At 63.5% G+C, this 13,327-nt stretch carries 10 protein-coding genes; 3 read left to right on the forward strand and 7 right to left on the reverse strand.

Annotation, left to right across the window (positions count from 1 at the left end; translation table 11 throughout):
• The first annotated feature begins 37 nt into the window (after nt 1-37).
• Nucleotides 38-1,048 carry an AraC family transcriptional regulator gene (locus QX204_RS13505; RefSeq protein ID WP_301907105.1) on the forward strand — a complete coding sequence of 337 codons (1,011 nt, stop codon included), beginning with the start codon at nt 38-40 and terminating at the stop codon, nt 1,046-1,048.
• A gap of 252 nt (nt 1,049-1,300) precedes the next feature.
• Here the strand turns inward: QX204_RS13505 and QX204_RS13510 are convergent, their stop codons facing one another.
• The 4 genes from QX204_RS13510 to QX204_RS13525 are packed head-to-tail and all read right to left on the reverse strand — an operon-like array spanning nt 1,301 to nt 2,974.
• Nucleotides 1,301-2,110 (reverse strand): SDR family NAD(P)-dependent oxidoreductase, encoded by an 810-nt coding sequence (locus tag QX204_RS13510; RefSeq protein WP_301907106.1) that lies wholly within the window; start codon nt 2,108-2,110, stop codon nt 1,301-1,303.
• Nucleotides 2,065-2,472, reverse strand: coding sequence for a hypothetical protein (locus QX204_RS13515; RefSeq protein WP_301907107.1), 408 nt, complete (start codon nt 2,470-2,472; stop codon nt 2,065-2,067). The genes QX204_RS13510 and QX204_RS13515 overlap by 46 nt, the downstream gene beginning before the upstream one ends.
• Entirely contained in the window at nt 2,469-2,723 is a 255-nt protein-coding gene (locus QX204_RS13520; protein ID WP_301907108.1) for an alpha/beta fold hydrolase, read from the reverse strand. Before QX204_RS13520 ends, QX204_RS13515 begins: the two co-directional genes overlap by 4 nt.
• Nucleotides 2,684-2,974 carry an alpha/beta fold hydrolase gene (locus QX204_RS13525; RefSeq protein WP_301907109.1) on the reverse strand — a complete coding sequence of 97 codons (291 nt, stop codon included), beginning with the start codon at nt 2,972-2,974 and terminating at the stop codon, nt 2,684-2,686. Before QX204_RS13525 ends, QX204_RS13520 begins: the two co-directional genes overlap by 40 nt.
• Nucleotides 2,975-3,240: 266 nt before the next feature.
• Here QX204_RS13525 and QX204_RS13530 point away from each other — a divergent pair, with 266 nt between their 5' ends.
• A complete protein-coding gene (locus tag QX204_RS13530) occupies nt 3,241-3,879 on the forward strand; it encodes a TetR/AcrR family transcriptional regulator (protein WP_301907110.1) in 639 nt (212 codons plus the stop codon).
• A gap of 434 nt (nt 3,880-4,313) precedes the next feature.
• On the opposite strand, the gene QX204_RS13535 is transcribed toward QX204_RS13530, so the two are convergent.
• From QX204_RS13535 to QX204_RS13545, 3 genes are all read right to left on the reverse strand, one after another.
• The gene (locus QX204_RS13535) at nt 4,314-6,245 is read right to left on the reverse strand and encodes a serine/threonine-protein kinase (protein WP_301907111.1); all 1,932 of its coding nucleotides are present in this window, start codon (nt 6,243-6,245) and stop codon (nt 4,314-4,316) included.
• Nucleotides 6,242-8,365, reverse strand: a complete 2,124-nt coding sequence (locus QX204_RS13540) for a serine/threonine-protein kinase (protein WP_301907112.1) — start codon at nt 8,363-8,365, stop codon at nt 6,242-6,244. Before QX204_RS13540 ends, QX204_RS13535 begins: the two co-directional genes overlap by 4 nt.
• 489 nt (nt 8,366-8,854) lie before the next feature.
• Complete coding sequence (locus QX204_RS13545) at nt 8,855-12,679, reverse strand: BamB-related PQQ repeat family beta-propellar protein (RefSeq protein WP_301907113.1); 3,825 nt, start codon at nt 12,677-12,679, stop codon at nt 8,855-8,857.
• Between the two features lie 453 nt (nt 12,680-13,132).
• Here QX204_RS13545 and QX204_RS13550 point away from each other — a divergent pair, with 453 nt between their 5' ends.
• Nucleotides 13,133-13,324 (forward strand): helix-turn-helix domain-containing protein, encoded by a 192-nt coding sequence (locus QX204_RS13550; protein ID WP_301907114.1) that lies wholly within the window; start codon nt 13,133-13,135, stop codon nt 13,322-13,324.
• The last annotated feature ends 3 nt before the right edge of the window (nt 13,325-13,327 follow it).

Here is a 13,327-nt window from a genome sequence, read left to right on the forward strand (position 1 = left end):
GTGGGACTTCAGACGTAGCATCATCGGAGTCCGTCACATGGTGCAGGTCGGCACCGATCACGGCGTCACGGAGCGTCGGCTGCTCGCCTCGACCGGCTTGCGACCGGCTGACCTCGATGCCGACGATCTGGAAGTCGAAGCGATCCAAGAGTTGTCGGTCGCACGCAACCTGGTGCAGACCATCGGCGACAGACCAGGACTCGGCACCGAGGTGGCGAACCGCTTCTCATTGTCCAACTTCGGGCTGTTGGGCTTCGCCATGCTCAGCAGCCCCACTGCCGGTGAAGCCCTGCGGGTCGCATTGGAGACACTGCGGATCGGCAACCGGTTCGTCGATATAGCTGTCAGTCTCAGCCAGACGACAGGACGGATCGAATTCCGGGACGACGCCCTTCCCTCCGACGTCCGCGCTTTTCTGCTCGAACGCGACATTGTGATCATCTTCGGTGTGATCGTGCTGCGTTGCCTCAGCCCGCGACTTGTAGACCGTATCGGTGAAACACGCCTCGAACTGGCATTGCCCAGCCGCAACGCGGCCACCATGACCGACGGTATGGCCCGGATGCTCTCCGATGTTTCGCGTAACCCAATCGACAGGTTCCCGATTTTCGCCGACCGCTCGAGCACGGGCCTGACGTTTCCCATCGATTTTCTCGCCGAACCGATGTCGATGCCCGATCCTGCTACGGCCGCGCTATGTGAGAAGCACTGCCTGGACGTTTTGCAGCAGCGGAGCGAGCGTGGTCAACTCGCCACCAGAATTCGCGCGGTGCTTCTCCAGCAGATCGGCACCACGCCCACGGCGCGGGAAATCGCGAGGGGACTGAACGTAGACCGTCGTACTCTGCACCGAAGGCTCGCCGGAGAGGGGACCAGCTTCCGAGCGCTCAACGAGGAAGTCCGCCGTACACTCGCGATCGACATGCTCAGTGTCTTCGGGCTCACTGTGCAGGAGACCGCAATCCGCCTCGGATACTCCGGCCCTGCGGCGTTCAGCAGGTCGTTTACCCGGTGGACGGGCAACCCTCCGAGTACCTACCGCCGGTGAACGCCTCCATTACCTACCGCCGGTGAACGCCTCCATCAAGCGTTGTACAGTCACCATCTGCACGTCGAATCACGCCATCGAAGGTCCAGTCATGATTCGGGGTGCTCGAATTCGATCGTGGGCGAACCCACTTTGCTTTCAACGATGTTCGGGTCGGCGGGCGACTAAAGGGCCAGTTGCCTGGACGGCGTGCACACCGACCAGCAGCGCTGTGAAGTACCTCGGTGAGGAGTGCGCTGTCCGCGTCGCCGCTCAGGGTGTTCTGTTTGCTGATTCTTCCAGTCCGACGGGCGCGACCTTCGCGTAGGTGCCGGCGGCCGCGCGGCGGGCCAGTGCGCGCGGCAGAAGTCGCATCAGTGTTGCTGTGAGGGTATTGAGACGACCGGGAGAAACGAGAGCACGGCCCCGTTCGTTGGCGAGCAGGGCCTTCTCGGCCACGAATTCCGGGTCGGTCCACATCGCTGATGGCAGTGCTGAGGCGTCGACTCCAGCGCGGGTCTGCAGTTCGGTTCGGGTGTATCCGGCGCAGACGCAGGTCACCGTGATTCCCTTGTCCCGCAGCTCGTGGTGCAGTGATTCGCTCAGCGAGATCAGTGCTGCTTTGCTGGCGCCATAGGAGGCCAGTCCGGGGGCGGCGGCGATTCCAGCCAGGGAGGCGATATTGAGGATGCGGCCTCCGGGTTGCATCGACTGCGCGGCGGTGTGGCACAACCGCAGGGGTACGACCGCGTGCAAGATCAGCTGCCCGACTTCGGGTGTCAGTTCGAGGTCTGCGAAGGCTCCGTAGGTTGTGTATCCGGCGTTGTTTATGAGGAGTTGCACGCGATCACGGAGACGGTTCTCGACGATTCCGAGGTCGTGTTCGTTCACCAGGTCCGCGACGAGAACCTCCGCTCCGATCTCGCGGGCGAGTATGTCGAGGCGGCGGCGATCGCGTCCGACTGCCACAATGTGCCAACCCTGCCCCGCGAGCATGCGGGCAAAGGCGGCACCGATGCCGCTGCTGGCCCCCGTGATCAGGGCCGTTCGTTCCAGGTCACTGTTATGAGTTTTGCGTTCCATGGGGCGTCCTCCGATGAATTGGTGGGATCGACTGCTGGTTCAGATTCGAGGGACCGGGTGGTTGTTTCGCGGACCGCGCGTAGTTGCAGCCCATAGGGCAAAAGGTGCAAGCCACTGCCACCGATGCGCCCGACGGTGTCGGCCATGGCATTGGACGAAGGAATAGCGAGATGGGCGCGCTCAAGGAAGGCGCTGACGCCGGTCTGGGTTCGGATCTCCAACTCGTGCAGCGCTTGCCAGGTGGTGCGGCGGCGGGAGGACGAGGTGTGGTCGGCGGCAGCGGCGAAGAAGGACGAGCCGAGATCTTCGGATTCGACGAGACGGCGCAGATCGGCGGCGACGCCGGCGGGGATCGTTGTCACGAGTTCACCTGGATATCTGTTTCGGCAGAGAGGAATTCGGCGACGAGCCGATTGAATTCATCGGGCTGTTCGAGCATCGGCAGGTGCTCAGCACCGGAAAGGATTTCCACCCGCTGTACCGCAGGGTTGTCGGCGGCGAAGCGTCGCAGGTCGGACACGGGGGCGATCCGGTCGAGCTCGCCACCGATCAGTAGCGTCGGACGGGTGAGCCTCAGCGCGGCGGTGAAGTCGTCACCGAATCCCTGGCGCAACGTCGATAGAGTGCCAAGACCGTGCCCATCGAATGCCCGACCACATCGATCCGCTCGACCTCGCACTGTTGCCGCAGGGCGTCGATCGCCGCCACGGCGTTGCCGATGGTCGATACCTGCGGCTTTTCGGAATCGCCGAAACCTGGCAGGTCGACCGCGGGAACCCGATGCGTGCGCGCCAGCTCCGGGATTGTCGCGGCCCAGTGCCGCCAGCGCCCACCCAGCCCGCGAATGAGGACGTACACGTTCACCGGAACCGACCTGCACGTACGCGACTCGACGCCCGCCGACGACGAGATCGTGCCGTTGCGGCTTCGGTCGGCTCACAGATCCGACGCCGACTGTGGAATGTGTGCCCACCGTGAGTTCCCCCTCTCACTGGCGGTGGTCCGAGATTCGTCCCAGCGATTTGAATGCCACTATCTAGCTGACAGTGACTGTCAGAGACTAGCGCCGCTTGGGGAAGGTGTGCAAGTCACTGTCAGTCGTCGGCAATCCGCTCACGTATCGTTTCGGGGTGCCCGATCCGGTCCGTCAACCACCAACTCCCAGCTTGCTCGAGCGCCGCAAGGTGCAGGCGATGCTGGAAATCCAGGACATCGCCCTGGGGCTGTTCGAGTCCGACGGCTACCGCAAGGTGTCGGTGGAGCAGGTCGCCGCCGCGGCTGGGGTTTCAGCGAGCACGATCTACCGCTACTTCGGAACCAAGGAGCAACTGGTTGTCTGGGACCATGTCGACAGCCAAGCCCTCACTCTGCTGACCGCTGGCACCGACATCGTCACGCCGGCCGAGCTACTGGCCGCGGTAGTCGCCGTTGCGCCGATGGTCATTGCGGCCCTTGCGAATGCGGGCGAAGAGCAACGTATCCGGCGCCGAGTCCGACTGATGACGTCGGAACCAGAAGTCCGCACCGGCGAGCTGCAACAGATCCACAGCCTGGAACATCGGATCCAACACCTGCTGCTACAGCGGCTCGGGCGCGACGACATCGACCTGACCATCCGTTACGCCGCCGCCCAGGCTGCCTGGGGGTACCTCGCCGGCATTGATCACTGGGCCGCAACCGAATTCACCGAACCCTTGTCCGATGTTCTCCAGCGCACCACGGACCTGATGGTGGAAGCTGTCGGCGCCGTTCTGAACGCTGCTGGCTGATCACTGCACCGCGTTCTCTGCTGCTCGGCCCATCTTTCTTGTGCTTTTGGTCGTCCTGGACGTGGGAGCGGCATTCTTCGGACCGTTCGTCGGTCGGGCTTGCAGTCCTCGGGATCGTGCGGGTCGCGGCAATACCGCTCACTCGCGCGCCGAACCCGGCTAGCCTCTGGGCCCAGCATTCAATCGCTCGCTGTCGTACCTTCGGCGGAAGAGTGCGTTCAGCAGTCGCGTTGATGCTCCTGAATCCGCCGAACGGTGACGTCGACTGGGCGGTAGGAGCAATCTGCCAGAAGAGCCAGACGAGGGATTCCGCCGCGGCCGGACAGGACATGCAGTTTCGATCGAGGCAGTCCGGCTCGCAACTGTGGTTTCGAACATCCCAATCGGGGCATACTCGACTCCCATCCGTAAGAGACGGCTCGGGGGCAACGCAGTTACCGGCGCCCCGCGAGCACGATGACCGTGCCTCGTTCCGAGTCGGTCACATACACATCCTGTGTGCGTGGATCAACGGCAATGCCTTGTGGTTTGCCGCCGACATCAATGGTCGCGACGACGGTGTTCGATGTGGTGTCGATCATCGAGACGGTGTGGTCTTCTCGGTTTGCGACGTATGCCGTGTTCGACGCATTATCGAGTGCAAGGTGTGCCGCGTCGCGACCGACCTTCACGGTAGCTGTCAGTGTCCTGGAACGGATGTCGATCACGTGGACGCTGCCGGTCTCGCGGTTGGCCACGTAGGCAATGTGTCGGTGGGTGTCGATGACGATTCCATGCGGTCGGGGACCGGTGGGGATACGATCGGTCACCGACATCGTCCTGATGTCGATTGTGACGATGTCGTTCGCGCACGCCACGAGCGCGATCTGGAGTTCCGCGTCGACGGCGAGCCCGAAAGGGAAACCGCGGCCGCAGTCGATCGTCGTGGACGCCCGGACTGTGTTGCTCGTGGTATCGACTGCGAAGATCTTGTCGCCATTGCCATGTGTTGTCGAGTACGCGGTCTTCGCCGCCGGATCGAGGACCGCTGTCAATGCGATGACGTCGAGTTCGACGGTCGCGCGAACGGTCCGACTCCCGGTGTCGATGACCGACAGTGTGCCGCTGCGTGCGTTCGCGACGTACACCGAGTGTGCCGCTGTGTCGACGGCGAGGCCGATCGGCCCCGCTTCGACATCCGTCGTCGTCAACAACACCTGCTTGTTCGTATCGAGCACGGCTACCGAACCGTCGGTTCCGTTCGAGACGTAGGCGAAGCCTGCGGGATCGATCGCGACACTATTCGCACCTGCACCCGTCGCGATGGTCGCCAGAATCGAGCCAGGCGGCTCCGGGGGCGTTGTAGGACCTGCGGAAGCAGCTGTACCACTAGGTTTCTCGCTGTTCAGGGCAGCGACTCCGATCACTGTCGCCGCACCCGCGAGGAGCACCACCAAGACCGCGCCGACTATCGCCCTGCGCATGCTCCGGCGCGGACGGTGTGCGGGCGCGGGACCTGGTGGTGTGCTGATGAGTCGCGGGGGAGCGACCTCGGTGACGGCCAGACGCCTGGGCATCTGTACGGCGGCGCGCGCGGCCGCTGCCAGCGCACCGGCGCTTTCGTAGCGGTCGCAGGGCAGCTTCGCCATTCCCCGTGCGATGACATCGTCGAGAACGGACGGCACCTCCGGATTCACGGCGCCGGCACGGGGCGGTTCGTGGAAGAGGTGCGCGACCATTTGCTGAGCGGGATCTGCGTGCACGAAAGGCATACTGCCGGTAAGGCATTCGTACAGGACGCAGGCCAGCGAATAGATGTCGACTTGTGTCGAGAGTTCGCCCTCGAATCGTTCTGGAGCCATGTAGGCCCAGGTTCCGACGGCTCCGCCTCTTTCGGTCAGTGTCGGCTGGTCCTGTCGCCACGCGATCCCGAAATCGATCAAGTACACGAAGCCGGTCCCGTGGATGACGATGTTCGACGGCTTCACATCACGATGAACGAGGCCGATCGCGTGTGCGGCGTCGAGTGCGGCCGCGGTCTGTTCGATGATGCTGATCGTGTCGGTCAGCGTCATCGGGCCGGATTCTCGCAGCATGGTGCCGACGTCGTCACCGACGATCAATGCCATATCGATGTAGAGCTGTCCCGCGATTTCACCGAAGCCGTGGATCGGGACCACATGCGGTTCCTGCAGGCTGGCCGTTGCCTCCGCTTCACGCAGGAACCGTGTTCGGTAGGCGTCATCGCGCGCCAATTCCGCGGGCATCACTTTGACAGCCACGCGGCGGCGGGTCTGGTTGTCGAATGCCGCCCACACCTGTCCCATGCCACCCTCGCCGAGTAGGTGCTCGAGGGTGTAGCGCCCGAACGAAATCTGTTGCGTCACCGCAGGTTCGCCGAGATGAGAGACACGGTGTCGTCGTCTTCGTTGGTGACCAAGACGTCGTGGGTCGTCTCGTCGACCGCGATCGATGGTCCCGCGGTCGATTTGCCGACCTTCACCGAGGCGACTCGGGAGTTGTCGAACGAATCGATGACGGTCACTGTTTCGTACTGGGCAACATAGACGTAGCCGGTCACCGTATCGACCGCCACTGCCTGCGGGGCGTACCCGACCTTGATAGTGGCGGTCACGGCGTTGGCCCTCGTGTCGATCACCGAGACTGATTCCGACGAGTAGTTGACCACGTAAGCAATTCCCTTCGACACGTCGACGGCGACCGCGATCGGCTCGGCACCGACCGGAATCGTCGCGGTGATCGCATCGGTGCGGGTGTCTATCACCGACACCGTGCGGTGCGATTGGTTGGTCACGTAAATGGTGTTGCCGGGTGGATACGCGGCGATCCCCAACGGGGTACGGATGCCATCCACAGTGCGCAACAGTGTGTTCGTGGTGGAGTCGATCACGCCGACCGTGTCGTCGCCATGGTCGGTGACATAGGCCCGCTGGGCACCCGGATCCGACGCGATACCAACTGAATAGCCGCCGGTGGCGACCTTCCCGGCCATTGTGTCGGTGTGGGTATCCACAATGTGGACGCCGCCGTCGATGTCACCGACGAACGCCTTCCCCGCGGCGGCATCGACTGTCACATCGCGTGGACGCCCGCTCACTGGGATCGTTCGAACGAGAGTCCGGCGTGTGTCTACAACGGCGACCGAATCTGTCCCGACGACATACGCTGCCCCAGTTGCGGAGTCGACGGCGATCCCGCGAGGCGCGTCGTTCACCACGATGGTTGCCGTCACGGCGAATTTCGCGATCGGCCTGGGCGTCGTTGTCCCAGGTTGCGCCTGGCTCGACACGACCCCCGGGCGGGCAGTCTCTTCCGAATTCGCAAGGGTATGAGCGGTCGTCGCTCCCGCCACGGCGACTAGGACGGCAGTGCCGACGATCAACCCCGTTCGAAGGCCGCGCGGGCGGCTGGCGTCGTGTGCGGCGCGGGCCAACGCTCCCGCACTTGGATGGCGATCGATCGGGTCTTTCGCCATACCCCGTGCGATGACCTCATCGAGCGCCCGTGGGACCGTGCGTACGAGCTGACGGGCGCGAGGTGGTCGTGCCGTCAATTGAGCATGCATTTGCCGAGCGGGATCGGCGTCACCGAACGGGCGTCGGGCGGTGAGGCATTCATAGAGAACACACGCAACCGAATACACATCGGCCAGTTGGGAAACGTTGCCGGAGAACCGTTCTGGTGCCATGTACGCCCAGGTCCCCACGGCAGCGCCGGACGCGGTCAGGCTGGTTTGATCCTCCCGCCACGCGATGCCGAAATCGATCACATGGACCAAACCGTTGCCATCGATCACGATGTTGGCCGGCTTGACATCGCGGTGGACCAGCCCGGCAGCGTGTACCGCGTCGAGGGCATCCGCGATTTGGGCGATGACCCCGACTGCTTCGGAGATCGGCAGTGGACCCTGCTGCAGCCGGGTCGCCAGATCCATGCCGTCGATCAGCTCCATGTCGATGTAGAGCCGACCATCGATCTCGCCGTGCGCATGGATAGCGACCACATGCGGATTGTGAACACTCGAGGCAGCGGCCGCTTCGCGTTCGAACCGCCGGCGGTAGGCGGCATCTCGTGACATCGCGGCGGGTAGCACCTTCAGTGCGACATTGCGTTTGTGGCGTGAGTCGAACGCGAGCCAGACCTCACCCATACCGCCCGCGCCGAGGCGGCGATCGAGTCGATAGTCCCCGAAGTGGTCGGCGAGGGGTCTCGACAACGAAGATCCCTTTCTCAGTTCAAGAGCAGTCCAACTGTGTTCATACTCGGACCCGTATTGCACAACCTCGAAACTCTCGACCGCCCCGTTCATCAGGCAAAAGTCGAGTGCCTGACCTAGTGCAGCAGCAGATCCATCGAGTTTTCGCTCCCGAACTCGACGGTCTGGGTGGGACCACCGGCGTCGACCATCTGCGCAACCGCGCACACAGCGGGGCGACCTCGGAGACCATAGCCCGGAATATGCTTTTGTCGCAAAGTTTTTCGACAACCTGATGGTGTCTGCGCTGGAGGTGTCGTTCCTGCCCCCGACTGCCCCGAAGATCGCACGGCGTCTGGCTGGTCCGGATCCGGCACGACGGCCCGAGCGGGGTCTATTCCGGTAGCGGTCAGGGAGCTGCCGGATGCCAGGGCACTCGTTGATGTCATTCGAAAGTAGGTGACGAAGGTCAGCCAGTTCAAAGGGGGATAGACCCGGTACTAGGCGAAGTGGATGGGCTGTCGTTCGGTGACCTCGGTACGCTGATGAGCGCCTCCAGCGTTGCCACCTGGCGCGGATTGGGCTGCACGGTGGTCTTGCGCCCGGCACCGGCTTGTCAGAGTCAGGGGTCAAAATGCGGGCTGGCCGCCGGGAGCTTCTTGTCCGGTTGCTGTCGGCTCCGGTAACGCCTCGCATCTTTTCTTACTCTCTGTTCGGGTCGATCCTCAACTGACGTCCTCGGGTCGTAAGACAGCGTCGTCGTGCCGGGTGACGCAGGTACTACCGTGTCCGATATCGAGTAGTTCCTTTGGAATCGCGGCTGTTGCTGATCAGCTTGGCGAAGCACTCGTCGGTCGCGATGTTGCGGGCATCGCACCAGTTGTTGGCGCCGACCGAATCGGTGAAAGTGGCTCCCGCGATGGTGATCCACCAGCCGCGCAGATCGAAAGTCCGCCACTCGTCGCTCCAGAGCAGCCGCACCTCGGGGTATTTCACTCGCAAACGCAAGTGTTGGTTGAGAATCTCACTGGCCGACCAGGTGAGGAGCCGTCCGTCGGTATCCGGTGCCACCAATCCCATCTGCTTTGACGACAATTGGGGCAGCCAGCGGTCTGTCAGGCTGCGCTGGACCGAAGGGCGATCGGCATCGGCTTGGGCGCGCAACGCATCGAGAGCGAATCTTTCCTGGTCAGGCCCCGAGACGCCTGCGGCGGCAACGGATGTGCCGACAGGCCCTGTGCGAGAATGTCCCTCGCGTGGCCCCCGACTTGTCCCGGCATCGACGCACGCGACCATCTGATTCTGGACGTCGGCGATCTGCTGGACACTGGGATCGCGGCCCGGGCCGAGGGAATTGGGCAGCCGCCAGAATGTGCCGAACGGGAACTTGAACTCGTGATACACCACGGTGACATCCGATTCGGTCGAGGGCAGATAGAGCGGACTGCGCGAGAAGTCGAAAACGCCGGCTGCGACCGATTGGTCGGCTCGAGTGATCGAAACACGCAGCGCATCGGTGGAGATGATGTCACCGCTGGGGCAGGTGGCCCGCAGCTCCATCCGGACAATCAGCCCGTCGGTGTCGGTGCGGTACTGCACAGGGGTGAGCTGCGGGGTTTTCCCGCAGCGAGTGACGGGATGGCCGGGATCGGCAGCCGCGGCCGAGGGTGCTGCACCCGTAGCGGGTGCACCTGTCGGCCCATAGAAGGTGATGTGGTCGCGGTCTGTGGTCGCCAGGCCGTTGCCGGCTCGTTGGGGGTTGGTGTCGATGTCGGGTATCGACCATGCTGTGGCGCCGGTGCCGAGGTCGACCGCTTGCAGCGCACCATCTTTGGTGAAGAGCACGTGCTCACGGTCGGTGAGCCATTGGAACGGGACGGTGTAGGACCGGACGACCTCGAAGGGTTGGCGCCAGCGGGTTTCGCCGGTTCGAAAATCGACGGCCGACAATGTTTCTTCGCCGACCGAGACCACGGTGTCGTCGATGATGTCGGTGACACCGGCCACGCCCGACCAGCTCCGCTTCCCATCGGTGAAGTTGTAGGCGGTCCCGTCGACAACATAGCTGCCGGGTCGGTCCGCCACCACGAGCGGGGCGGCGTAGCCGCCCTGACCCTCATGGGTGCGCAAGACGGTCCCGTTGCTGTCGAGAACCACGGTGCTGCGTTCGGTCGTAGACCCGCCGGGGCAGGTAACCGCTACGAGACCGTGACCGGGATAGATCGCGATCGCGATCGCGTCAGAGGCGATCACCTGCTTGCCGTCCGTTGCTCGGACGACCACACTGCCGGTGTCGTTGCCGAAGTAGACGAAGTCGGCTGTCGCACCGAAGTACTGCTGATCCCCAGAACCCGGGCAGCGCTGCGCCGACCTCCTATCCACACTCCAAACGGCAGTCAGATCCTCGGAAGTTCCGCGCGCGATTCGGTCGTATCCCGCGGTGACGATGTCGTCTCCGATCACGGCGATTCGGGAAATCTTGGCCGCCGCGAGACGGTGATCGAGCGAACCGTCGGACATGCGGAAAAACGCCACACCCTCGAAATAGTCGGGCCCCTTGCCGGTTCGGCCGAAGCAGGGCAGAAGACCCTCGATCGTGCGGTTGGCGCAGGAGGCGCCGAAACCGACGGTCGCGGTCCAGCGGAGCTGGCCACTGACGGCGTCGATTGCGACGAGGTCAGGGTCGTAGTCAGAATTCGGCAAGTAGGCCGTGGTGATGAGGGTGTCGCCGAGGTCGAGGAAACCGGGCTTCGGCATCCCGGTCGGGGATGGGGTCGGTACCGCGAACTGTGCACGGTCGAATACCTGTGAAGCGTCGAGTGTCCAGGTGATGCTGGGTGCTCGAGGGAAGGTGTAGCGAAGTTGTCCATCGGACTGGACCGCAGCAGGCTCGGACGGAGGTGACTGATGAGTGGACCACCAGGTGATGCCGCCTGCGGCGGCAAGTAGCACGACGACGCCAAGGGTGAGCAACGCCAGCAGGTTGCGCCGATCTAGTGATGCAGCGCCTGCCATAGGTGGGGTCGGTAGGGGATAGGGCTGCTCCGCAATGGTGACAGCCTGTGGTCGATCCGCAGGCGAAGATGTGTTGGCCGACACGTCCTCGAGCAGGCTGACAGCGGGCAGATCGGAGTGCGGAAGCGGCACCTGCGCGAGCAGTGGCCTCGACGTCGGTTCGACCGAGATGTCTGTTGTGGTCGACGGTTTGGTCAGGTCGACGGCCACGACCCGAGACTCCGCGGTGGCAGCATCGGGGCCCGGTTTGTCGGCAGGGCTGACCGTCGGTAGGTGTGGGGCCGCAGTAGCAATCGGCTGTTCGGCCAGTGAAACGGTCGAAGCGGGTGGTGGAGACCAAACCGAGACAGTGGCAGCCGAGTTGGGTGAGGATCTGTTCGACGCCAGTCGTAGCGGAGCGAGGATGTCATGGATCTGGGGAGGCCATGGAACCTCCTTCGTCCTGGTATGCCACTCGCCGACCGCGCACGCCGCGGCGATGATGAACCACGGAATTCCCGGCAGATCGACAATCGCCAGCATCAGAGCCGCCACGGCGGCGACGCGTGCCACATGGAACGGCTTCACATCGAAGACCGGCTCACCGATTGTGGCTGCGCTGTCGAGTGCGGGTGCCGAATGCGCACTTGTCGGCGAGGTGGCGTTGGCGGTCAGTTCGCGGATCAAGTCCTGCCCGTAGGTACCCTCGCGAATCAGCAGATCTGTGTAGATCAGCGTTTGCGCTGTACGGAACAGCGGCACGGCCACCGACAGGTAGAGAAGCAGATACAGCGGAAAGGCGAGGGTGGTTTGCCCGAGCACACCGAGGACCAGGCCGAGAGGGCAGTAGGTCATCATCAACACGACGACTACCATCACCAGCCAGGCCAGGTGTAGTCCCAGGAGGCGCCAGAACGACGGCTTTGCCAGGGCCGCAGAGCGTTTCAGCGACGAGGCAACGCCCTTGTCTTCCAAGACGAGGACAACGGGAGCCAAACTGAACAGGATGCCGAGTACGAATTCTGTCGCCAAGACGATCGGCATCGAGACCAGCATCGCGGGCAGCCCACCCGCCAACAACGCCAAGGTCGGAACCACCCATCCGGGGACCACCAACATCAGGTAGAAGGCGATCATCAGTCTGCACAGTGGCCAGAACCGTTGCCGCGCGCTCGCGAACACCTCGGCGAACTCCACCGGTGCTCCCCGGATCGCCCGGTCCGCCGAGACTGTGGCGACACCGTTGATCGCCGCATCGCAGGGGATGCCGATCGCGAAGACCAATCCGAGGACAACAAGCACCATCCCGCCGAAACCCACCATCAGGGAGGTGAGCGAATCGCCGGAACCGCCCAGCGCTGACATCATCAGCTGGATCAGCACGTAGCTCGCGAACATGACGATCGCAACCGTGCCGACGAGCGCACCCAGCGTGAATCCGATCGAGACTTTCCAGTGCCGCGCCACGGCCCGCGCCGAGCCGACAACGATATCGACAAGCGTCAGCGGACGAATCGGGATGACCGGAACCGCAGGGTCGAGCAACTGCCGCGCGAGCCCCTGGATCTGGCCGGGACGATCGGGGCCGCCCGCCCCACCACTGAATGCCATTGGCGCAGAATGCGCTTCCGCGCTGCGCTTCGGTATCAGTCATTCAACCGACAGCCTCAGGTCACGCCATCAACACGCGCGGATAGGGGACCACTGTCGATTGTTCGGCGGACGGCGCGGGCGCGGTCGCGCGGCTAAGGTTCCCGAGCGCAGCACCTACTTTCTGAAATCCTCAGTGCCTCCGTCGCGCTCGGCGGTGGCGTCTTCTATCGAAGAACCGCGCGGTCGCTATTTTCTGTGGGAAACAAACAGAGGCCCTATTTTCGGGGCCCTGAAACTGCAACCTTCACCACCGAGCCGCTCAACCCTTAATCTTTCGCAGGAGGGTGTTGTGCGGATCGGAGGATCAGGCGATGTCGATATCTGGTGGAACAGCCGCGGTACCAGGGGATTTCGAACGGGGTCACGAGGCGATGGGTGGTACCGGGGCTGAGTCCACGCGAGCTCGAGGTGATGCTGGCGTGGATCCTCAGCGACTCGAAAAGCGAGGTCTGCAAGTCGCTGTATTTGGCGCCGGGCACGGTGAACACTCATTTGACCCGGATTCGCGAGAAATACGGCAAGGTGGGCAGGCCCGCGCCGACGAAAGCGGCGTTGTTGGCACGGGCGTTGCAAGACGGCCATCTGCAACTCGATGAGATTTGATAC

Source organism: Nocardia sp. PE-7, from assembly GCF_030486425.1.
GTDB classification, from domain to species: Bacteria; Actinomycetota; Actinomycetes; order Mycobacteriales; family Mycobacteriaceae; genus Nocardia; species Nocardia salmonicida_A.